The sequence below is a fragment of the Sphingomonas cannabina genome, from assembly GCF_021391395.1.
GTDB classification, from domain to species: domain Bacteria; phylum Pseudomonadota; class Alphaproteobacteria; order Sphingomonadales; family Sphingomonadaceae; genus Sphingomonas; species Sphingomonas cannabina.
This window is the reverse complement of record NZ_CP090059.1, coordinates 3,480,242-3,501,227: the sequence shown is the minus strand read 5'-3', so window position 1 is coordinate 3,501,227 and position 20,986 is coordinate 3,480,242. Positions and strand designations below refer to the sequence as shown.

Genomic DNA, 20,986 nt, shown 5'->3' with positions numbered 1-20,986 from the left:
AAGGCCCGCCCGGATCGCTCCGGGCGGGCCTTTCGCATCGCCGGAGCGGATCAGCCCGCTGCGTGGGCCGCCAGCGCCGCGAGCAGCAGCAGCGCGACGATGTTGGTGATCTTGATCATCGGATTGACCGCCGGGCCGGCGGTGTCCTTGTAGGGATCGCCCACCGTGTCGCCGGTCACCGCCGCCTTGTGCGCGTCGGAGCCCTTGCCGCCGTAATTGCCGTCCTCGATGTACTTCTTGGCATTGTCCCACGCGCCGCCGCCCGAGGTCATCGAAATGGCGACGAACAGGCCGGACACGATCACGCCGAGCAGCATTGCACCCAGCGCCGCGAAGCCCTGGCCCTGGCCGGCGACCGCGGTGATCAGGAAATAGACCAGGATCGGGCTCAGCACCGGCAGCAGCGACGGCACGATCATCTCCTTGATCGCGGCGCGGGTGACGATGTCGACGGTGCGGGCATAGTTGGGACGGCTGGTGCCCTCCATGATGCCGGCGTTCGAGCGGAACTGCTCGCGCACGTCCTCCACCACCGATCCGGCAGCGCGGCCGACCGCGGTCATGCCGAAGGCACCGAACAGATAGGGCAGCAGCGCCCCGAGCAGCAGCCCGACGATCACGAACGGGTTCGACAGCGAGAAGTCCACCGTGATGTCCGGGAAGAACTCCTTGAGGTCGGTCGTATAGGCGCCGAACAGCACCAGCGCCGCCAGCGCGGCGGAGCCGATCGCATAGCCCTTGGTCACCGCCTTGGTGGTGTTGCCGACCGCGTCGAGCGCGTCGGTCTTGTGGCGCACGTCGTCGGGCAGGCCGGCCATCTCGGCGATGCCGCCGGCGTTGTCGGTGACCGGGCCGTACGCGTCGAGCGCCACCACCATGCCGGCGAGCGCCAGCAGCGAGGTCGCGGCGAAGGCGACACCGATGATGCCGGCGAGCTGATAGGTTGCGACCACCGCGACGACGATCACCAGCGTCGGCAGCGCGGTCGATTCGAGGCTGACGGCGAGGCCCTGGATGACGTTGGTGCCGTGGCCGGTGACCGATGCCTTGGCGATCGACTTGACCGGGCGATAGTTGGTGCCGGTGTAATATTCGGTGATCCAGACGAGCAGGCCGGTGACGCCGAGGCCGATCATCATGCACCAGAACAGGTCCATGCCGGTGAAGCTCGGACCGGCTGCTTCCAGCCCGAGCGCCGCCTCGGTGGTGAGCCCCTCGCTGGCGGGATCGAGGAAGCCGGCGCCGCCGATAACGGCATGCATGTCGCCGAGCGTATAGCTGGTGACGAGGTAGATCGCCGGCACCGCCAGGATCACCGTCGTCCAGAAGCCCTTGTAGAGCGCCCCCATGATCGAGCCGTTGCCGAGCCGGACCGCATAGGTGCCGATGATCGAGGTGATGATGCAAACGCCCCCGACGATCAGCGGCAGGCTCATCAGCGCGAGCAGCTCGGCCGAGCTCGCCTTCACCAGCAGCGCGATCGACACCATGGTGAGGCCGAGCGTGACGACATAGGTCTCGAACAGGTCGGCGGCCATGCCCGCGCAGTCGCCGACGTTGTCGCCGACGTTGTCCGCGATCACGGCGGGGTTGCGGGGATCGTCCTCGGGAATGCCGGCCTCGACCTTGCCGACCAGGTCGGCGCCGACGTCGGCCGCCTTGGTGAAGATGCCGCCGCCGAGACGCGCGAAGATCGAGATCAGCGAGGCGCCGAACGCGAGCGCGGTCAGCGCGTCGATGATCGGGCGATCGTTGGGCGCATGGCCGGCGGGGCCGATCAGGTACCAGAACAGCCCGGCGATCGCGAGCAGGCCGAGCCCCGCCACCAGCATCCCGGTGATCGCGCCCGAGCGGAAGGCGAGGGTGAGGCCGCCCTGCAGGCTGCCGCGCGCCGCCTCGGCGGTGCGCACGTTGGCGCGCACCGAGATGTTCATGCCGACATAGCCGGCGACGCCCGACAGCACGGCGCCGATCAGGAAGGCGACGGTCGACAGGATGCCGAGGGTGAAGAACAGGACGACCGCGACGATCGCGCCGACGATGGCGATGGTGGTGTACTGCCGGCCGAGATAGGCCTTGGCCCCCTCCTGGATGGCGGAGGCGATGTCCTGCATCTTGGCGTCGCCCGCGGGCGCGCGCAGGACCTGGCTACTGGTGAAAAGGCCATAGAGCACGGCAATCAAGCCGCACAGGATAGCGCCGTAAACGATCGTCATAAGCGAACGTCCCCTTCTCTTCCTAAAGGCCGCGCGTTGGGTTGCCCGGTCTGACGCCGGATGCGCGTTAGGAGAAAGGTATAGGCGCGAGCCGACTGAGCGCAAGCGCGCCGTCAGAGGTGCTCGTACCCAAGGCGTGAGGGGAGGGGGATCGGCCTGCCTCGATCGGTGAGGCTGAGGCCCCGTCCGGCGGCAAAGGCGCCGATGCGGGTGGCGGGCACGGGCGGCTCGGTGCCGGCGGGGAGGGCGAACAGCAGCTCGTAATCGTCGCCGGCGGTGGCGGCGGCGAGGCGGTCGCCGGGATGGTGCGGCGACAGCGGAACGTGCGCGAGATCGATCGTGACCGCGCAACCGCTGGCAGCCGCCATGCGGGCAGCGTCGATCAGCAGCCCGTCCGACACGTCCATCATCGCCGTGACGAGCGGCGCGAGCGCTGGGCCCTCGGCGAGGCGAGGAATGGGCCGCCGATACCGCTGGAGCAACTCGGGCGGCCCTGCCGTCCCCCGCGCAATGGCAAGGCCGATTCCGGCATCGCCGATCGTGCCGGTCACCCAGAGCGCATCGCTCGGCCGCGCACCGGATCGGGTCGGAGAAACGGCGGCCCGGCCGATCGCGGTCAGTGCCAGGGTGCGCGGGCCGGCAACCTTCACCGTGTCGCCGCCCAGCAGCGGGCAGGCGAAGGCGGCGAGCGCCGCGCCCAGGCCGGCGAGGAAGGCGCGATCCCAGGCCTCGTCGCCGAGGGGATAGCCGAGCAGGATGCCCTCCGGCCTGGCACCTTTCGCGGCAAGATCGGAGAGGTTCACCGCCACCAGCTTCCAGGCGACGTCGCCGGGCGGATCGGCGGGAAGGAAATGGACGCCCTCGGCGATCAGGTCGGTGGTGATGACCAGTTCGCCGAGGCGTGCGGCATCGTCAGCCAGACCCAGCGCGCCGGTATGGAGCGGGAGCGTGCGCAGCGCGGCGAGGAACTCGGCTTCGGTCATGACGAACGACATAGCCCGGTTCGGCGGGGGCGTCTGCCGTGAGTGATCCGCTGCAATCAGGTTCTACTGGTATGGATCGACATTCAATCCTCCCCCGCCAGGGGGAGGTGGCACGCGAAGCGTGACGGAGGGGGCGGAAGCCGGTCGATAGTGAGTCGCCGTCCTCCCCCTCCGTCAGCCTACGGCTGACACCTCCCCCTGGCGGGGGAGGATTGAATGGGGCCGCCCTAGTGAAGTGGGACAATGCGCGACAGCAACGTCTCGGTGATCACCGCGAACCGTTCGGGATCGCCGAACGCGCGGGCCGACAGCATCGCCCCATAGACGGCGGACATGAAGGCATCCGCTTCTTCCGCAGGCGGCCGGACGAGCGATACGCTCTCCTGGCGGACGCCCAGGGCCAGGATGCGCGTCAACCATCCCGTCAGCTCGGCGAAATGCGCCCTGACGACGACGACGAGATCGTCCGGCAGGCTCGGCAGCTCGGCGGCGAGCATCGCGGCCACGCAGAACGGCGCCGAGTCATCGGCGATGCAGCGCTCCCAATAGGTCACATAGGCACGAAGCTGCGCGGCGGCTTCGGGTTCAACATTCGCCAACTGCTCGACCTGTGCGCGGATCACAGCGCGCGACTGTTCCACGACAGCTTTCGCCAGGTCGCTCTTGGCCGCGAAGTGGTGGTGGATGCTCGCCTTCCGGATGCCGATCGCGGCGGCGACGTCGGCATAGCTGAAGCCGTTATATCCCCGCGTCATGATGAGGCGCCGGCCTTCATCGACGATCTGCTCGGCCGTGGATCGCGCTGGTTCCATGTTTCTACCTTCCGATAGGTAGGTAATCGCTTGCAATGGGCACGACAATCATCCTATCGCCTACCTACTGATAGGTAGATGGAGAATTTCCATGAGTCGAGTCGTCGAACACAACGCCGTTTCCGTGACGACGAGCGCACCTGCAGCGGGTGCTGCCGAGCTGCGGAACTATTACTGGATACGAGCAACCGTCGCGGCGGGCTGGGTCATTGCGGCCTTCTCGCTCGGCAGCGCGATGCCGACGGCAGCCGCCGTCCTGCTGATCGCCTACCCAGCCTGGGATGCGGCCGCCAATCTGATCGACGCCGCACGGAACGGCGGATTGAAGCGGAACCGTACCCAGGCGCTGAACGTGCTGGTGAGCGCCGCGACGACGGTCGCGGTGGCGGCAGCGATCGGGGACATGAGGTTGGTCGTCGGTGTGTTCGGCCTATGGGCGATCCTCGCCGGCCTTCTGCAACTCGCTACGGGCGTGCGGCGGTGGCGGTCCTATGGCGCGCAATGGGCGATGGTCCTGAGCGGCGCGCAGTCGGCACTGGCCGGCGGCTTCTTCATCAAGAGGTCGCTCGGAAGCGCCACACTGGGCATCACTGATGTGGCACCCTACGCCGCGTTCGGCGCCTTCTACTTTTTGGTTTCGGCGCTCTGGCTCACCGTCCGCCGCGGCCGTCTCAGCCGCTAGAGTTTGATCCATCTGGCTTGCAGCAGCCGTTCCCCGGCGAAGGCCGGGGCCCAGTTGCGAGCGGTTCGAGACTGGGCCCCGGCCTTCGCCGGGGAACGGATTCAAAACTGGCCGAATCCGACTCTAGCCGGCCACTCGCAGCGTCAGTCTTCCCGTTTGGCGCCGTCGAGATCGCGCTCGCGCCGCTCGGCCTCGCGTCGGGCGGCTGCCTTCTCGCTCTTGGTGCGGCCGAAGGCGACTCGGTTGGCAGCGGCCTGCGCCTCGGCCTCCGTGCGGCGCTTCGCCTTGCGGGCGCGGCCCAGGTTGACGACCTCGCCCACCGCCTACCCGCGGACGTCCTTCGCCACCGCATCGAGCAGGCCGTTGACGAAGCCCTTCTCGCGCTTGTCGTAGAAGGCGTCGGCGACGTCGAGATATTCGCTGATCACCGCCGCGGTCGGCACGTCATTCCGCGCGAGCAGCTCGTAGGTGCCGGCGCGCAGGATGCCGCGCATCGGCTTGTCGAGCCGGTCGATGCTCCAGCCCGATGAGAGCTTGGCGGTGATGAGGCGGTCGATCTCCTCGCCGCGCGCGTCGACGCCTTTCACGACGTCGTCGAAGAAATCGACGTCGGCGTCGGCATATTCGACGTCCTCGATCGTGGCGCCGAGCCGGTGATGGTGGAACTCATGGAGCAGCTGCGCGAGCGGAGTCGCCTCCATCTCGCGCTGGTAGAGAGCCTGGACCGCGGCGAGCCGCGCGGCGGCACGCGCCTGGCTGCGCGCGCGGGTTCGGGAATTGGCGTGAGTCGTCATCGTGCGGCCCATAAACTGCGGAAGAGGGGTTTGTCGAAGGCCGCCGTTCGCCCTTCCGTCATGCCGGACTTGTTCCGGCATCCACCAGGCCGCAAATATCGCAGCAAGAGGCGCGACCGCATAGCCTGCCTCCCGGTGGACCCCGGCACAAGGCCGGGGTGACGGAGAGGCTATCGGGCCACGAGCCGCATCGCCACCGACTTGGCGTGCGCCGGCAACCCTTCGGCTTCGGCAAGCGTCACCGCCGCCGGTCCGATCTCGGCCAGCGAAGCCGGATCGCAGGCGAGGAAGCTGGTGCGCTTCATGAAATCGAGCACCGACAGACCCGAGGCGAAGCGCGCGCGGCGTCCGGTCGGGAGGACGTGATTGGGGCCGGCGACATAATCGCCCACCGCTTCGGGCGTATGGCGGCCGAGGAACACCGATCCGGCGTGACGGACGCGGTCGAACAGCGCCTCGGGATCGTCGCAGGCGAGCTCGAGATGCTCGGGGGCGAGGCGGTCGACCAGCGGCAGCGCCTCCTCCAGGCTCGCGGTGACGATGATCGCGCCGTTGGCGTCCCAGCTCGCGCGGGCGACCTCGCGCGTGGCGAGCTGGCCGATCTGGAGGTCGACCGCATCCGCCACCGCGGCGGCGAGTGCGGCATCGTCGGTGAACAGGATCGACTGGCTGGTGGGGTCGTGCTCGGCCTGGCTGAGCAGGTCGGCGGCGATCCATTCGGGATCGTTCTTTCCATCCGCGACCACCACGATCTCGGATGGACCCGCCACCATGTCGATGCCGACCACGCCGTAGAGCTGGCGCTTGGCCTCGGCGACCCAGGCGTTGCCGGGGCCGGTGATGACGTCGACCGGCGCGATGCGCCCGGTGCCATAGGCGAGCGCGGCGATCGCCTGCGCGCCGCCGATCCGCCACGCCTCGTCGACCCCGGCGAGATGCGCGGCGGCGAGGACCAGCGGGTTGATCTCGCCCTTCGGCGTGGGCGTCACCATGACGAGCCGCTCGACCCCGGCCGCCTTGGCGGGAAGCGCGTTCATCAGCACCGACGAGGGATAGGCCGCGCGACCGCCGGGGACGTAGACGCCGGCCGCCTCCACCGCCCGCCAGCGCGCGCCCAGCCGGACGCCGTTGGCGTCGATCTCGTCGCGGTCGGCCGGCACCTGCTTGGCGTGATAGGCGGCGATGCGCTCGGCGGCGAGCTCGAGCGCGGCGCGCAGGTCCGGCGCGAGACCTTCCCAGGCGGCCAGCATGTCGGCACGCTCGATGCGCCAGCCGGTCTCATGGAGGTCGTGACCGTCGAAGCGCTTGGTATAGGCGGCGACCGCCGCATCGCCCTCGTCGCGCACAGAGGTGACGATCGTGCGGACGTCGCGCGCGACGTCTGCGTCGGCCTCGCGCCGTGCGTTGACGAGCGTGTCGAACGCCTGCGCGAAGCCGGGGTCTGAGGTGGACAGCTTGATCATGCCGCGACCGGCTCCACCGCGCGGCGGAAGGCGTCGACCAGTGGCACGACCTCTGCGCGGGTCTTGAACGCGGCGCGGTTGACGATCAGGCGGCTGGTGACCTCGGCGATCGTCTCGACCTCGACCAGGCCGTTCTCCTTGAGCGTGCGGCCCGAGGAGACCAGGTCGACGATGCGCGGCGCGAGCCCCAGCACCGGCGCCAGCTCCATCGCGCCGTTCAATTTGATGCACTCGGCGCCGACGCCGCGCGCCTCGAAATGGCGGCGAGTGGTGTTCGGATATTTGGTGGCGATCCGGATATGGCTCCAGCCGCGCGGATCGTCGCGGGCGGCGAGCGCCGCGGGCTCGGCGACCGACAGGCGGCAGTGGCCTATCCGCAAGTCGACCGGCGCGTAAATCTCCGAATAGGCGAATTCCTCGAGCACGTCGGAGCCGACGATGCCGAGCGAGGCGGCGCCGTGCGCGACGAAGGTCGCGACGTCGAACGCGCGCACGCGGATGAGGTCGATGTCGTCGCGGCTGGTCCGGAAGCGGAGCGCGCGCGACTCCTCGTCGGCGAAGGCATCCTCGGGATCGATGCCGACCCGCTGCAGCAGCGGCACGGCTTCCTCCAGGATACGCCCCTTGGGCACGGCGATGATGATCGGATCGGCCATCGTGCGCCGGCCTTAGTCATGAGCTACAGGTGGCGCAACTGAAGGAGCGGGCGATGGCGAACGAGACCAACAATCGCGGGGCGTTCCGGATCCAGGCATATTATTGCGATCGCATGGGCGCGCCGATCTACGCGGCGATGTGCGAGGCGATCGCCGAGGGGCTGACGCGCAGCAGCCTTACCGCCCGGCGGGTGCTCGACTGGGCGGGCGAGCCGACGCGCGATGCGCTGCCGCTCCGGCTGATCGGGGGACTGCACGCGCTGGTCCGTGCCGGGGCGGACGAGGAGCTGGCAGCGGTGTTCGCTGGCGAGGTCCAGGGTCAGGAGCAGATCGCGGCGGTGATCAACCGCGTGCTCGCCCGTCATGACCAGGCGCTGCTGCCCTGGCTCGACGGCCCGCCCCAGACCAACGAGCCCGGCCGCTCGGGCGCGCTGATCGTCGGGCTGATCGAGGTCGCGCGGCGCTGGGGGCCGAGGCTGGAGGTGCTGGAGATCGGATCGAGCGGCGGCCTCAACCTGCTGATCGACCGCTATCGCTTCGACCTGGGCGGGGCGGTGCTCGGCCCGGCCGATTCGCCCGTGACGATCGCACCCGAATGGCGTGGCCCCGCGCCCGACCTGCCGGCGATCGAGATCGTGAGCACGCGCGGCTGCGACATCGCGCCGCTCGACGTCACCGACCCGGCGGTCGAGGCGCGGCTCGCCGCCTATGTCTGGGCGGAGAAGCCGGAACGGCTGGAGCGGCTGGCCAAGGCGATCGCGATGGTGCGCGAGCGCGGCGTGCGGCTCGATGCCGGCGACGCGGCGGATTGGGTCGAGGCGCGGCTCGCCGAGCCGCAGGCGCCGGGCGTGACCCGCGTGCTGATGCATTCGGTGGTGTGGCAATACCTCCCGGAGACGAGCGCCGAGCGTATCCGCGCCGCGATGACGGCGGCGGGCGCCCGCGCGACGGCGGAGACGCCGCTCGCCTGGCTGGCGATGGAACCCGACCGCGCGCTCGCCGAACAGGTGGTGAGCGTGCGCGGCTGGCCCGGCTCGGGCGAATGGGAGGTGGTGGCGATCGCCCATGCCCATGCGGCGTGGGTCAAGCCGGGCAAGCCCGACGGGCGCGAGCCGGAGATTCAGCTCGAGGCGGCGGCGCGGGTGATCGTTTGAGACCGATCGATACTTAAATCCTCCCCCGCCAGGGGGAGGGGAACCGCCGAAGCGGTGGAGGGGGAGGGCGGCGACTCATTATCGGTTCGCTTCCTCCCCCTCCGTCACGCTTCGCGTGCCACCTCCCCCTGGCGGGGGAGGATTGGAATGCCGATCCGCTTCAGGGCTGCGCCAACCATTCCCGCACCGCGTCCGTAACCGCCTCCGGCGCCTCCCACGGCACGAAATGCCCCGCGTCCACCCGCACCAGCGTCAGCTTCGGCACCAGCGCGTCGAGCCCGTCGAGGTTCGACGGCAGCAGCGCCTTATCGCCGGTGCCCCAGATCACCAGCGTCGGCTGCCGGATCGGCGGGAAGGGCGCATCGAGGAAGGCGGGGCGTTCGGGCGTCTCGTCCATCGCCGGCACCTGGATCGCACTGGCGCGATACCAGTTGAGCATCGCCGTCATCGCGCCGGGCTGGGCCCATTGCGCGAGGTAGACCGGCTTCTCTTGCCTGACCTTCTCGAAGTCGGTGTGGCGCATGAAGCTGCCGTCGAAGAACGCCGACAGGCCGATCGCGTCGATATGCCTCTCGAACTCGGGGTTGCGGAAGGCGCGGATATACTGGCTCGCCTCGCGCTGGGCCGGGTCGTCGAACATCAGCTTCTGGAAGAGGAAGGGATGCGGCGCGTTGACGATGATCAGCCGCGCGATCCGCCCCGGATTCTGTAGCGCCGCCATCCACGCGATCGCGCCGCCCCAGTCATGGCCGGCCAGCGTGAAGCGCTCGATCCCGAAATGGTCGGCGAGGGCGATCAGGTCGGCGACCGGCTTGTCGGGCGTATAGTTCTCGACGCCCGCGGGCTTGGAGGAGCGGGCGAAGCCGCGCTGGTCGGGAACAAGGACGAAATGGTCCGCCGCCAGTGCCGGCACCTGATGGCGCCAGGTGCGATGCGATTCGGGAAAGCCGTGGAGCAGGACGATCGCGGGATCGGCCGGGTCGCCCGCGACCTGCACGTCCAGTTCGACGCCGGTGGGAAGGGCGATGCGCTGCAGCTGATCGGTCATGCTTCTCTCCTAAGCCCCTCCCCTTCAGGGGAGGGGTTGGGGGTGGGGCAGTGCGGCAGGCGCGGCGCTTGTAGATAGGCCCCACCCCAACCCCTCCCCTGAAGGGGAGGGGCTATAAGATCACGGATAGCTCACCGTCTTCGGCACCTCCGGGATCGGGATGAACTCCTTGTCGTCCCCCGGCACCTTCGGGAAGCGCCCGGCCTTCCAGTCCTCCTTGGCCTGGTTGATGCGGTCGCGGCTCGACGAGACGAAGTTCCACCACACATGACGCGGCGTCGCGAACGCCTCGCCGCCGCACAGCATCACGCGCGCGCCGCTATCCGAGCGCAGCGTCGCCGCGGTGCCCGGCCGCAGGACGTAGAGCGTCATCGGCTCCAGCGTCAGCCCGTCGAGCGTCGCCTCGCCGACGCCGACATAGATCGCGCGCTCCTCGGCATCGGCGTCGATCGGGATCGCGCCGCCCGCGGCGAGCTGGATGTCGGCATAGACGGTGTCGGCATAGGTGGTGGTCGGCGCCCGGCGGCCCCACAGCGATCCCATGATCACGCGCGCCTTGGCGCACTCGTCCTCGACCACCGGCAGGTCGTCGCGGGTGACGTGCTCGAACGCCGGGTCGATGTCCTCGGCGCCGTCAGGCAGCGCCAGCCAGGTCTGGATGCCCGACAGCTCCGGCCCGTGCGCCCGCTCGTCGGCCGGGGAGCGCTCGGAATGGACGATGCCGTGGCCGGCGGTCATCAGGTTGACCGCGCCCGGCTCGATCCGCGCATTGGTGCCGAGCGAATCGCGATGGTCGATCGCGCCGGCGAACAGATAGGTGACGGTGGCGAGGTTGATGTGCGGATGCGGCCGCACGTCGATGCCGGTGCCGGCGTCGAGGATCGCCGGCCCCATCTGGTCGAAGAAGATGAAGGGGCCGACCATCGTCCGCGGCTTCGACGGCAGCGTCCGGTGGACCTTGAACCCGCCGAGGTCGTGCGTGACCGGAGCGATGGTGTGGATGAAGAGGTCCTCGTTGGTCATGCCGCATCAAGCTCCGGATAGTGGCGGAAAATGCCGTCGGTATTGAACGCGATGCGGCGGTCGCTCTGCAAGTAGGATTGGATGCCGGGCAGCTCGGCGACCTGGTCGTGGATACGCAGGAGCGTCGGATAGTCGCCTTCGATCGCCGCCATGCGCTCCGGAAACATGTAGCGCAGCCCCTCGACGAGCTGGAACAGCGAGCAGTCGACATAGGTCCAGCGGTGATTGATCACCCATGGGCCGGGATTGGCGTTCGCCGCCGCATCGAAATGGTGGAGGAACTTGGGGATGCGCGCCTCGCGGAACCGCTCGGCGGCGCGCGCGGCTTCGGCCTTCTGCTCCTCGTAATAGAGGTCCGCGCCGACCGGGTGATGGACGTCATGCACCTCGGCGACGAAATCGGTGATGGTGAGCTGGAGCTGGTGGAGCCAATACCGGTCGGCCATCGCCGGAGGTGCGAGATCGTGCCGCTCGCCGAGATAGAGCAGGATGTTGGCGACATGCGCGATCACCATCCCGTTGAACTCGATATAGGGCGGGGCAAAGGGGCCGCGGCCCCCGCTGCGCAGCTTCATGTCGGCGACCAGCGCCTCGTCGCCAAGCTCGCGCGCACAGTCGCGATAGGCGATACCGGCCGCTTCCATCGCCAGCCGGACGAACTCGCCGCGTCCCTGGATGCCGGTCCAGTACCAGAGATTGTAGATCATCATGCCTCTCCGGGAGCACGCGCCCGGATCACGAGCGCATGGACGCGCTCGCGGAGGAGGTCCGCCAGCGCCGCGTTCACCAACCGCTGGCGCGCGACGCGGTTCAATCCGGCGAAGGCGGGGCTTTCGACGATCACGGTGAAGTGCGATTCGCCCGCCGGATTATGCCCGGCATGGCCGCGATGGCCGGCGCTGTCGTCGATGACCTCGAGGTGCGTCGGATCGAGCGCCTCGCGGAGGCGGACGGTGATTTCGGCGGCGACGGGGCCGGTGGCGGGAGCTGTCATCGCGCCTATATAGACCGTTTTGCGAGGGGTTTGAGTGGCGCGTGGAATGCCCGGAAAGGATCGTCCCAACGCCCGCTTCCACGGCCGCGTGGAAGCGGGCGATCGGCTGTGCGAGGAACCGGGCTGCGATCAGCCCGGCGAGTTCCGCGCGCCGCCTCTGGAGGGCTCGGGCGCGAGCGGGGAGGGGCCGGGGCGTTACCGCTGGCTGTGCCTCGATCATGTCCGCGCGTTCAACGCCGGCTATAATTTCTTCAACGGCATGACGCCGGAGGAGATCCACGACGCGCAGCGTCCCTATGCCGGCTGGGAGCGCGAGACCCGCGCCTTCTCCACCGCCGGCGCCGACCGCCCGCCGCGCTGGGCCGACTTCAGCGACCCGCTCGACGCGATCGGCGCGCGCTTCCGCGAACGGATGGCGACAGAGAGGGCGCGCGCCGACGGCAAGCCGCTGCTGCCCGAGGACCGCGCGGCGCTGCGCGTGCTGGGGCTCGGCGTCGACGCCGACCGCAAGGCGCTGCGCGCGCGCTATTCGGAGCTGGTCCGCAAATTCCACCCCGACCGCAACGGCGGCGACCGCACCCATGAGGCGGCGCTGCAGAAGGTGGTCGAGGCGTACCAGCGGCTGAGGAAGGCGCCGGCGTTCGCGTGACCCGATCCTCCCCGAGCTTGCTCGGGGAGGGGGACCGCGCGACGCAGTCGCGTGGTGGAGGGGAAATGCGAGACGGTGGGATTCTCCCCTCCACCAGCCTTCGGCTGGTCCCCCTCCCCGAGACAAGCTCGGGGAGGATCTGACAGCTTCTACCCCTCGATCCTCATCCTCTCCTGCCGCGCCACCTCCGCCGCACTCGGCTCGGCAAGCTGGAACGACCCGATCGGCACCGGCCCGGCCGGCTCATAGGTCGCGATCGTCACGCCAGTGGTGGAGACCTTCTGGTCGACCAGCCTGAGTGCGAACGACGGTGTGCCCGGTCCGAACAGCCGCTTGCCGCCGCCGAGCACCACCGGGAACGTCATCACGAACAACCGGTCGATCAGCCCCGCCGCGAACAGCTGCGGGTAGAGCGTCGTGCTGCCCTGGATGAGCAGGTCGGGCCCGTCGCCCGCCTTGAGCTCGGCGACCCGCGCCGTGACATCGCCGCCGACGATGTGGCTGTTGTTCCACGCCAGCGGATCGGTCGACGAGGTGACGACGTATTTGGCGATCCGGTTGAACTGCTCCGCGATCTCCTTGTCCGGTCCCTCGGTGGCATAGGGCCAGTGCGCGGCGAAGATCTCATAGGTCTTGCGGCCGAGCAGCAGGTCGTAGGGCTGGGAGAACAGCCCGCCCATCGCCTCGCCCATCGCTTCGTCCCAGAAGCTGGTCGACCAGCCGCCGAGCGCGAAGCCGCCGGTCGGGTCCTCGGTGGGGCCGCCGGGTGCCTGCATCACCCCGTCGAGCGACTGGAAGACGCCGCCGACGATCCTACGCATCGACCGTCTCCCCTGCCTGGCCGGCCGCGCTCATGCCGGCACCTGCTCGCCGCGGATGGCGGCCTCGATCGCGGCGACGTCGATCTTGCGCATCGTCATCATCGCATCCATCGCCCGCTTGGCGGCGGCGCGGTCGGGATTGTCCATCGCTTCGAGCAGCACCCGCGGCGTGATCTGCCACGAGAAGCCCCAGCGGTCCTTGCACCAGCCGCAGGCGCTCTCCTGGCCGCCGTTGTCGACGATCGCGTTCCAATAGCGGTCGGTCTCGGCCTGGTCCTCGGTCAGCACCATGAAGCTGACCGATTCATTCGCCTTGAAGTTGGGCCCGCCATTGAGGCCGACGAACTGCTGCCCGAGCACGGTGAAGTCGACCGTGATCTCGTTGCCCGCTTCGCCGCCCGGATAGTCGGACGCGGCATAGTGGCCCGACCCGACATGGCTGTCGGGGAAGGTGGCGGCATAGAATTCGGCCGCCTTGCGCGCCTCGCCGTAATCGAACCACAGGCAGGTGATGAATTTGCCGTACGTCATCTCGTCTCTCCTTCGATGTTGATCAGCGTGCGGGCTCGACGAGCCCGAAGACGGCACCCTGCGGGTCCTGGCAGAAGGACACGCGCTCGCCGCCGGGGACTTCCATCGGCTCGTAATGAACCTTACCGCCGTCGGCGCGGACCTTGGCCAGCGCGGCGTCGAGGTCGGGAATACGGAAATAATAGTTCCACATCGCCGGCTGCTCGGGCCCCTGGCGGTTCATCACCGCGCCGATCATGCCCTCGCCGTCGCTGAGGAAGGTATAGTCGCCCTGCTCGCCCATCGGCATCGCGCCATCCTTCCGCCAGCCGAACATCTCGCCGTAGAAATCGAGCGCGGCGACCTGGTCGGTGGTGGTAAGCTCGTTCCAGCAGCAGTGGCCGAGGCCGGTGCGGTTCCACGCCTTGCTGTCCTCCGGACTGAACCCGCGCATGATGTTGAACTTTACGCCCTGCGGGTCTTCGACCAGTGCGAAGCGACCGACGTCCGGAATGTCGGCGGGACCGAAGTGGACCGATCCGCCGAGCGCCTTGATCTTCTCGGCCGAGGCATCGACGTCGTCGACGCCGATATAGCCGAGCCAGACCGGCGGGGTGGGGGCCGGGTTGGTCATGATCCCGGCGGCCCCGTCCGCGCCTGCACTGGCGACGATGTAGCCGCCGTGACCGCCGGGAAACTCGGCGGTAGTCCAGCCGATCACGTCCTCGTAGAATTTGACGGCCGCGTCGCGATCGCTCGTCAGCAGCTCGTACCAGATATGCGTGCCCTGCGGGTTCGCCATGATGGTTCTCCGGTTTTGTCCACCCCGCTCGCCCTGAGCTTGTCGAAGGGCTGCCCTTCTTCTTCGAGGAAGAAAGGACAGGGCTTCGACAACCCCGGATCAAGTCCGGGGCCGAACGGTGCAGGGGGAGGGGTTTACGCCTGGACGATCGGCTCGAAGCCGCCCCAGATCATGCGCTTGCCGTCGAACGGCATCTCCGCGGGCGGCTTCATCCGCTCGTCGGCCATCACCTTCTCCCAGCCGGCGTTGCGCGCCTCCTTCGAGGGCCATTCGATCCAGGAATAGACGACGTTCTCGCCCTTCTCGGCGAGCACCGCGCCCTTGTAGTCGGTGACCTTGCCGTCGGGCACGTCGTCGCCCCACGCCTCGACCACCCGGGTGGCGCCATGCTCGCGGAAGATCACCGCCGCCTTGGCCGCCATCTCGCGATAGGCCTCGCGCTTCTCCGGCGTCACCGGCACCAGGAAGCCGTCGGTATAGCCCGTGCCCTTGCCGTCGCCTTCCTCGACGATCGGCTCGAAGCCGGCGAAGATCATGCGCATCCCGTCGAAGGGCATGGTCTTGCCCATCTCCTCCATGCGCGGGTCGCTCATCATCTTCTGGTTGGCGGCATCGCGCGTGGCCTTGTCGGGATATTCGAGCCACGAGAAGACCACGACCTCGTCGTCCTTGGCCTTCACCGCGCCCTTCAGGTCGTTGACCTTGCCGTCCGGCACGTCGTCGCCCCAGTTCTCGACGAAGCGGGTCGCGCCGAACTCCCTGAACAGCGGCGCCGCGCCGGCGGCATGTTCGCGATAGGCTTCCTTGTTCGCGGCGGGCACGGCCAGCACGAACCCTTCGATATAGGTCATCGTATCTCTCCTGCGTCTTGTTTGAGGCGGCATGTCGTTCCGCGCTGCCGCCGTGGCGCGATGTTACGCGAAAAGCCCCGGGCCGGCGACCAGCGCGTGGCCCAGAATCGCCAGCACGGTGGTCGCGAAGGCCGTGACGCCGATCGCTATGCTGTCCCTGAGCCGCATCGCCGGTCTCCCTGTCCGATCGCTCAGGCCGGCTCGCCGGCGAAGGCCGCCATTGCCGCCTCGACGTCCATGTACATCGGCTCGAAGATATGGCCGTCGAGGTCCTCGAAGGTGCGGCCGTACATGAAGCCCATGTCCTGCGGCGCGCGGACGTCCGCCTTGCCGCCGGCCTTCGCCGCCGCCTCGGCGATCGCGTCGACCTCCACGCGGCTGTCACGCGACAGCGCGATCAGCGCACCGGTCGCGGCCTTGGCGTCGGCGACCGGCCGCGGGGTGAAGGTGCCGAAATACTCGCGGCTCAGCAGCATGACGACGATCGTGTCCGACCATTGCATCGATGCCGCGGTGCCCTCCTGGCTGAAGCGCAAGTCGCGGACGAAGCCCAGCGCCTCGTAGAAGGCGGCCGACTTCTCCACGTCGGCGACCGGCAGGTTCACGAAGATCATCTTGGCCATGGCCCTTCTCCCTTGAAAACGAATCGACGAAGGCGTATCTGCACGACTCAGTTATCAAAAGCAACTATGAAGTTAGAAAAAATGACTAAACACGGAAATGGCGCGGAAAAACGGTGGTACGACGATGCGTGCGGCACCGCCTTCGCCATGGAGCTGGTGGGCGAACGCTGGTCGCTCCTGATCGTGCGCGAGCTGATGTTCGGGCCGCGCCGCTTCGGCGAGCTGCGCCAGGGCCTGCCGGGGATCAGCGCCAACGTGCTGACCCAGCGGCTCGAGGGGCTGGAGCGCGCCGGCATCCTCAAGCGTCGCAAGCTGCCGCCGCCTGCGTCGGTGCAGGTCTATGAGCTGACGCCCTGGGGTTATGAGAGCGAAACGGCGATCCAGGAGCTCGGCCGCTGGGCGACGCGCTCGCCGGCGCACGATCCGTCGCTGCCGGTGTCGGCCGCCTCGATCATGCTGTCGTTCCGCACCATGTACGACCGGGCACGCGCGAAGGGGATCGGCGCCACGATCGGCTTTCGCTTCGGCGACGAAGGCTTCGTGGGCGTGCTGACCGACGAGGAGATCAAGGTGCGCCGCGCCGAGCCGGAGGGCGATGTGGTGTTCGAGACCACACCGATGGGGATGGCGGCGATCGTCTACGGCGGCCTGCCGATCGCCGCCGCCGAGGCCAACGACATGCTCACGCTGGAGGGCGACCGCGCGCTCGCCGAACGCTTCGTGACGCTGTTCCCGCTGCCGCCGAAGATCGAAATCGAAGCCGCTGCGGCTTGACCTTCTCGCCATCCGTTCGCACTGAGCCCTACGAAGTGCCGTTCCTCTGACTCGTGCGTTGAGGGGAGGACAGGGGCTTCGACGAGCTCAGTCCGAACGGTAGCGCATCATGACCGACATCCCCAACACCCAGCCCGACAGCCGCGAGACCACGATCCTCGACGCCCCTGACAAGGTGGTGAAGGTGCGCGAGCTGTTCGGCATCGACTCGGATCTGGAGGTGCCCGCCTTCAGCGAGGCGGACGAGCGCGTGCCCGATCTCGACCCGGCCTATGTGTTCGATCCCGACACCACGCTCGCGATCCTCGCCGGCTTCGCGCACAACCGCCGCGTGATGGTGCAGGGCTATCACGGCACCGGCAAGTCGACCCACATCGAGCAGGTGGCGGCGCGGCTCAACTGGCCGTGCATCCGCATCAACCTCGACGCGCACATCAGCCGCATCGACCTGATCGGCCGCGACGCGATCGTGCTCAAGGACGGCCAGCAGGTCACCGAGTTCCGCGAGGGCCTGCTGCCCTGGGCGCTGCAGACCCCTACGGCATTGGTGTTCGACGAGTATGACGCCGGCCGCCCCGACGTGATGTTCGTGATCCAGCGCGTGCTGGAGACCGAGGGCAAGCTGACCCTGCTCGACCAGAACCGGGTGATCCGGCCCAATCCCTTCTTCCGCCTGTTCGCCACCGCCAACACCATCGGCCTCGGCGACACCAGCGGGCTCTATCACGGTACCCAGCAGATCAACCAGGGCCAGATGGACCGCTGGAACATCGTGGTGACGCTCAACTACCTGCCGGCGGCGGTCGAGGCGCAGATCGTGCTCGCCAAGTCGGGCGAATACGACAAGCCCGGCGGTAAGGAGACGGTCGACAACATGGTGCGCGTGGCGGACTTGACCCGCCGTGGCTTCATCAACGGCGACATCTCGACCGTGATGAGCCCGCGCACGGTGATCACCTGGGCGCAGAACGCGCTGATCTTCGGCGACGTCGGCTTCGCCTTCCGCCTGTCGTTCCTCAACAAGTGCGACGACGCCGAGCGGCCGCTGGTCGCCGAATACTACCAGCGCGTGTTCGGGACGGACCTGCCGGAGAGCGTGGTGGGGAAGGCTTGAGGAATCGGGTGGACTAACCTACTTAGTCCACAGGAGGTGCGCGATGGCCGAAGCCGATCCGCAGAAGACGTTCAACGTCCACGACGCCAAGACCCATCTGTCGCGGCTGATGGATCGCGCGCACGCAGGCGAGGAGATCATCCTCGCGAAGGCGGGAGTGCCCTACGCCAAGCTGGTGCCGGTCGATCCGGTCGACCTGCCGCCGCGCAAGCCGGGGCGGTTCAAGGGCGAGTTCGACGGGATTCCGGATTCGGTGTGGTTCGATCCCTTCTATTCCGACGAGGAGCTCGATGCCTTCGCATGCGAGTTCGCCGACGAGCCGAAGACGTGAAGTGCCTGCTCGACAGTCATACGCTGATCTGGTGGTGGAATGCCGATCCGGCGTTGTCACCGGCCGCTCGCGCGATCATGGCGGATAGGACCAACACCATCTTCGTCAGCGCGGCGACGGCCTGGGAGCTTGCGACCAAATTCCGCTCGGGCCGATTGCCGTCGGTCGGCCGCCGGCTCGACGCATTCGATGCCGTTATCCGCGACGACGGTTTCCATCACCTCGACGTGCGGCATGAGCATGGCCTTCGCGGGGGCTTGCTCGAAAGCGAGCATCGCGATCCGTTCGACCGTCTGCTCGCCGCGCAGGCGCTGATCGAGGGATTGACCGTCCTGACGCGGGATCGCGCCTTTGTGGGCTTCGGCTGCGAGACGCTCTGGTAATGGCTCAGGAAACCCCTCTCGACCGCTTCAAGTCGGTGCTCGCCGGCACTGCCCGCGCGCTGTCGGGCAAGGAGGACGTCGAGCTCGCCTTCACCGCCGACGCACCGAGCCAGGCCGGGCGTCACCTCAAGGTGCCGATGCCCGCGCGCACCCTGCCTGCCGACCAGGTCGCAGAGGCGAGGGGCTTCGCCGACAGCTTCGCGCTGCGCCTGCGCCACCACGATACGGCCCTCCACGCCCGCGGCGCCCCGCAGGAGGCGGTGGCGCGCGCGGTGTTCGACGCGGTCGAGACCGCGCGGGTCGAGGCGCTGGGGTCGAAGGGTTATGCCGGCATCGCCGACAACCTCGACCAGGCGCTGGAGATGCGGATGAAGTCCGATCCGATCGCCCGCGCCCGCACGCCCGAGGAAGTGCCGCTGTCGACCGCGATCGGCCTGATGGTGCGCGAGCGGCTGACCGGCCGCGCGGCCCCCGAGAGCGCGACTGCCGGCCTGGCGCTGGTATCGGAATGGGTCGAGGAGAAGGCTGGCGCCGAGCTCGACGCGCTCGGCCTCGCGATCGACGACCAGCGGGCGTTCGCCGATCTGGTCACGCGCCTGCTCGAGGACCTTGAGCTCACCGAAGGCGACATGAAGCCCGACGAGAGCGACGAGGGCGGCAGCGACGACGAGGGCACGGAGGAGCAGGAGCAGGACGAAGGCGACGACGGCGACGAGGAAGGCGCCGCCGGCGAGGGCCAGGTCGAGGCGCGCGGCGAGCAGCGCGATACCGATGCCGACGACGGCGAGGCGAGCGAGCAGGGCGAGGACAGCCTCGACGACGCCGAGGGCGAGCCCGGCGACGAGGGCGACGAGGGCATGATGCCAGTACGCCCGAACCGCCCCTGGTCGGACATGCCGCCGCAGTTCGAGTACAAGGCGTTCACCACGCGCTTCGATGAGGTGATCGCTGCGACCGAGCTGTGCGACGAGGACGAGCTCGACCGCCTGCGCGCCTATCTCGACCAGCAGCTGGTCCATCTCCAGGGCGTGGTGACCAAGCTCGCCAACCGCCTCCAGCGCCGGCTGATGGCGCAGCAGGCGCGCTCGTGGGACTTCGACCAGGAGGAGGGATTGCTCGACGCGGCGCGGCTGGCGCGGGTGGTGGTCAACCCGATGCAGTCGCTGTCCTACAAGGTCGAGCGCGACACCGAGTTCAAGGATACCGTCGTCACCATCCTGATCGACAATTCGGGGTCGATGCGGGGCCGCCCGATCTCGATCGCGGCGATCAGCGCCGACATCCTCGCGCGCACCTTGGAGCGGGTCGGGGTCAAGACCGAGATCCTCGGCTTCACCACCCGCGCGTGGAAGGGCGGGCAGGCGCGCGAGGCATGGCTGGCGGCGGGCCGGCCGCCGCAGCCTGGCCGGCTCAACGACGTCCGCCACATCGTCTACAAGCAGGCCGACGAGCCGTGGCGCCGCGCCAAGCGCAGCCTCGGGCTGATGATGCGCGAGGGGCTGCTCAAGGAGAACATCGACGGCGAGGCGCTGCTGTGGGCGCACCAGCGGCTGATCGCGCGGAGCGAGGACCGCAAGATCCTGATGGTGATCTCCGACGGCGCGCCGGTCGACGATTCGACGCTGTCGGTCAATTCGGGCAGCTATCTGGAGCGGCACCTCAGGCAGGTGATCGGCTGGATCGAGGCGCGCTCGCCGGTCGAGCTGGTCGCGATCGGCATCGGCCACGACGTGACGCGCTACTACCAGAAGGCGGTGACGATCATGGACGCCGACCAGCTCGCCGGCACGATGATCGAGCAGCTCGCCGGGCTGTTCGAGGAGGCGTGAGGGTCGGTTGGCTCAAGCCCCTCCCCTTCAGGGGAGGGGTCGGGGTGGGGCCTCGCCCCAAGCGATATGGCCTGCCGCACTGCCCCACCCCCAACCCAGTTGCAGGTAAACGATGCCCCGCATCGTTTAGGTCATGCCGGGGGCATGACCGACCTGCAACTCCTGAAGGGGAGGGGCTATGAAGGTTATCCCACCCCCCGGCGGCTTCCTCGGCCCGGTGAAACGCTCGATCACCATCGCCGGGCACGAGACCTCGATCAGCCTGGAGCCGCTCTTCTGGCAGGCGCTGGAAGCGGCCGCTGCCGACCGCGCATTGCCGCTGTCCGCACTGGTCGCGGCGATCGACGCGGCGCGGATCGAGGCGGCCGATCCGCCCAACCTCGCCAGCGCGATCCGCAGCTGGCTGTTCCATGAGGCGCAGACCGGCGAGGATCCTTCCGGCCTGAAATAGCCGTTCCCCGGCGAAGGCCGGGG

At 68.6% G+C, this 20,986-nt stretch carries 25 protein-coding genes; 9 read left to right on the top strand and 16 right to left on the bottom strand.

Annotated features, from left to right (window positions below; translation table 11 throughout):
- Positions 1 to 50: 50 nt before the first annotated feature.
- The 3 genes from LZK98_RS16565 to LZK98_RS16555 all read right to left on the bottom strand — a co-directional run bounded on the left by LZK98_RS16565 (position 51) and on the right by LZK98_RS16555 (position 4,011).
- On the bottom strand, positions 51 to 2,216 hold the full coding sequence (locus tag LZK98_RS16565; RefSeq protein ID WP_233783628.1) for a sodium-translocating pyrophosphatase: 2,166 nt from the start codon (positions 2,214 to 2,216) through the stop codon (positions 51 to 53).
- 113 nt (positions 2,217 to 2,329) lie between these two features.
- Positions 2,330 to 3,199 carry a thiamine-phosphate kinase gene (gene thiL / locus LZK98_RS16560; RefSeq protein ID WP_233783627.1) on the bottom strand — a complete coding sequence of 290 codons (870 nt, stop codon included), beginning with the start codon at positions 3,197 to 3,199 and terminating at the stop codon, positions 2,330 to 2,332.
- A gap of 227 nt (positions 3,200 to 3,426) precedes the next feature.
- Positions 3,427 to 4,011: a TetR/AcrR family transcriptional regulator gene (locus LZK98_RS16555; protein ID WP_233783626.1), complete on the bottom strand. Its 585-nt coding sequence runs from the start codon at positions 4,009 to 4,011 to the stop codon at positions 3,427 to 3,429.
- A gap of 91 nt (positions 4,012 to 4,102) precedes the next feature.
- On the opposite strand from LZK98_RS16555, the gene LZK98_RS16550 reads away from it, so the two are divergent.
- Positions 4,103 to 4,693, top strand: a complete 591-nt coding sequence (locus LZK98_RS16550; protein WP_233783625.1) for a DUF308 domain-containing protein — start codon at positions 4,103 to 4,105, stop codon at positions 4,691 to 4,693.
- 143 nt (positions 4,694 to 4,836) lie between these two features.
- On the opposite strand, the gene LZK98_RS16545 is transcribed toward LZK98_RS16550, so the two are convergent.
- From LZK98_RS16545 to hisG, 4 genes are all read right to left on the bottom strand, one after another.
- On the bottom strand, positions 4,837 to 5,013 hold the full coding sequence (locus LZK98_RS16545) for a DUF4169 family protein (protein ID WP_233783624.1): 177 nt from the start codon (positions 5,011 to 5,013) through the stop codon (positions 4,837 to 4,839).
- A gap of 3 nt (positions 5,014 to 5,016) precedes the next feature.
- Positions 5,017 to 5,487, bottom strand: coding sequence for a transcription antitermination factor NusB (nusB, locus tag LZK98_RS16540; RefSeq protein WP_233783623.1), 471 nt, complete (start codon positions 5,485 to 5,487; stop codon positions 5,017 to 5,019).
- A 170-nt stretch (positions 5,488 to 5,657) separates the two neighbouring features.
- On the bottom strand, positions 5,658 to 6,950 hold the full coding sequence (gene hisD / locus LZK98_RS16535; RefSeq protein ID WP_233783622.1) for a histidinol dehydrogenase: 1,293 nt from the start codon (positions 6,948 to 6,950) through the stop codon (positions 5,658 to 5,660).
- Complete coding sequence (hisG, locus tag LZK98_RS16530; protein WP_233783621.1) at positions 6,947 to 7,606, bottom strand: ATP phosphoribosyltransferase; 660 nt, start codon at positions 7,604 to 7,606, stop codon at positions 6,947 to 6,949. The genes hisD and hisG overlap by 4 nt, the downstream gene beginning before the upstream one ends.
- A gap of 53 nt (positions 7,607 to 7,659) precedes the next feature.
- Here hisG and LZK98_RS16525 point away from each other — a divergent pair, with 53 nt between their 5' ends.
- Entirely contained in the window at positions 7,660 to 8,760 is a 1,101-nt protein-coding gene (locus LZK98_RS16525; protein ID WP_233783620.1) for a DUF2332 domain-containing protein, read from the top strand.
- 160 nt (positions 8,761 to 8,920) lie between these two features.
- Here the strand turns inward: LZK98_RS16525 and LZK98_RS16520 are convergent, their stop codons facing one another.
- The 4 genes from LZK98_RS16520 to LZK98_RS16505 all read right to left on the bottom strand — a co-directional run bounded on the left by LZK98_RS16520 (position 8,921) and on the right by LZK98_RS16505 (position 11,825).
- Positions 8,921 to 9,808: an alpha/beta fold hydrolase gene (locus LZK98_RS16520; RefSeq protein WP_233783619.1), complete on the bottom strand. Its 888-nt coding sequence runs from the start codon at positions 9,806 to 9,808 to the stop codon at positions 8,921 to 8,923.
- A 120-nt stretch (positions 9,809 to 9,928) separates the two neighbouring features.
- Positions 9,929 to 10,831, bottom strand: a complete 903-nt coding sequence (locus tag LZK98_RS16515) for a pirin family protein (protein ID WP_233783618.1) — start codon at positions 10,829 to 10,831, stop codon at positions 9,929 to 9,931.
- Positions 10,828 to 11,538, bottom strand: a complete 711-nt coding sequence (locus LZK98_RS16510; protein ID WP_233783617.1) for a glutathione S-transferase — start codon at positions 11,536 to 11,538, stop codon at positions 10,828 to 10,830. The genes LZK98_RS16515 and LZK98_RS16510 overlap by 4 nt, the downstream gene beginning before the upstream one ends.
- Positions 11,538 to 11,825: a BolA family protein gene (locus LZK98_RS16505; protein ID WP_233783616.1), complete on the bottom strand. Its 288-nt coding sequence runs from the start codon at positions 11,823 to 11,825 to the stop codon at positions 11,538 to 11,540. The genes LZK98_RS16510 and LZK98_RS16505 overlap by 1 nt, the downstream gene beginning before the upstream one ends.
- A 46-nt stretch (positions 11,826 to 11,871) precedes the next feature.
- On the opposite strand from LZK98_RS16505, the gene LZK98_RS16500 reads away from it, so the two are divergent.
- Positions 11,872 to 12,474 (top strand): J domain-containing protein, encoded by a 603-nt coding sequence (locus LZK98_RS16500; RefSeq protein ID WP_233783615.1) that lies wholly within the window; start codon positions 11,872 to 11,874, stop codon positions 12,472 to 12,474.
- A gap of 149 nt (positions 12,475 to 12,623) precedes the next feature.
- Here LZK98_RS16500 and LZK98_RS16495 read toward each other — a convergent pair whose 3' ends face one another.
- The 5 genes from LZK98_RS16495 to LZK98_RS16470 form a co-directional block, all read right to left on the bottom strand.
- Positions 12,624 to 13,295: a dihydrofolate reductase family protein gene (locus LZK98_RS16495; RefSeq protein ID WP_233783614.1), complete on the bottom strand. Its 672-nt coding sequence runs from the start codon at positions 13,293 to 13,295 to the stop codon at positions 12,624 to 12,626.
- A gap of 30 nt (positions 13,296 to 13,325) precedes the next feature.
- Entirely contained in the window at positions 13,326 to 13,826 is a 501-nt protein-coding gene (locus LZK98_RS16490) for a VOC family protein (RefSeq protein ID WP_233783613.1), read from the bottom strand.
- Between the two features lie 22 nt (positions 13,827 to 13,848).
- Positions 13,849 to 14,607, bottom strand: coding sequence for a VOC family protein (locus LZK98_RS16485; protein WP_233783612.1), 759 nt, complete (start codon positions 14,605 to 14,607; stop codon positions 13,849 to 13,851).
- Positions 14,608 to 14,741: 134 nt separating this feature from the next.
- Complete coding sequence (locus LZK98_RS20725; RefSeq protein WP_406693387.1) at positions 14,742 to 15,458, bottom strand: DUF1428 domain-containing protein; 717 nt, start codon at positions 15,456 to 15,458, stop codon at positions 14,742 to 14,744.
- 191 nt (positions 15,459 to 15,649) lie between these two features.
- Positions 15,650 to 16,081, bottom strand: coding sequence for a VOC family protein (locus tag LZK98_RS16470; RefSeq protein WP_233783611.1), 432 nt, complete (start codon positions 16,079 to 16,081; stop codon positions 15,650 to 15,652).
- Positions 16,082 to 16,162: 81 nt separating this feature from the next.
- Here LZK98_RS16470 and LZK98_RS16465 point away from each other — a divergent pair, with 81 nt between their 5' ends.
- From LZK98_RS16465 to LZK98_RS16440, 6 genes are all read left to right on the top strand, one after another.
- A complete protein-coding gene (locus LZK98_RS16465; RefSeq protein ID WP_233783610.1) occupies positions 16,163 to 16,855 on the top strand; it encodes a winged helix-turn-helix transcriptional regulator in 693 nt (230 codons plus the stop codon).
- A gap of 109 nt (positions 16,856 to 16,964) precedes the next feature.
- The gene (cobS, locus tag LZK98_RS16460) at positions 16,965 to 17,969 is read left to right on the top strand and encodes a cobaltochelatase subunit CobS (protein WP_233783609.1); all 1,005 of its coding nucleotides are present in this window, start codon (positions 16,965 to 16,967) and stop codon (positions 17,967 to 17,969) included.
- Between the two features lie 43 nt (positions 17,970 to 18,012).
- A complete protein-coding gene (locus tag LZK98_RS16455) occupies positions 18,013 to 18,300 on the top strand; it encodes a type II toxin-antitoxin system Phd/YefM family antitoxin (protein WP_233783608.1) in 288 nt (95 codons plus the stop codon).
- Positions 18,297 to 18,683 carry a type II toxin-antitoxin system VapC family toxin gene (locus LZK98_RS16450; RefSeq protein ID WP_233783607.1) on the top strand — a complete coding sequence of 129 codons (387 nt, stop codon included), beginning with the start codon at positions 18,297 to 18,299 and terminating at the stop codon, positions 18,681 to 18,683. The genes LZK98_RS16455 and LZK98_RS16450 overlap by 4 nt, the downstream gene beginning before the upstream one ends.
- A complete protein-coding gene (gene cobT / locus LZK98_RS16445) occupies positions 18,683 to 20,512 on the top strand; it encodes a cobaltochelatase subunit CobT (protein WP_233783606.1) in 1,830 nt (609 codons plus the stop codon). Before LZK98_RS16450 ends, cobT begins: the two co-directional genes overlap by 1 nt.
- Before the next feature lie 178 nt (positions 20,513 to 20,690).
- Entirely contained in the window at positions 20,691 to 20,963 is a 273-nt protein-coding gene (locus LZK98_RS16440; protein WP_233783605.1) for a ribbon-helix-helix domain-containing protein, read from the top strand.
- The last annotated feature ends 23 nt before the right edge of the window (positions 20,964 to 20,986 follow it).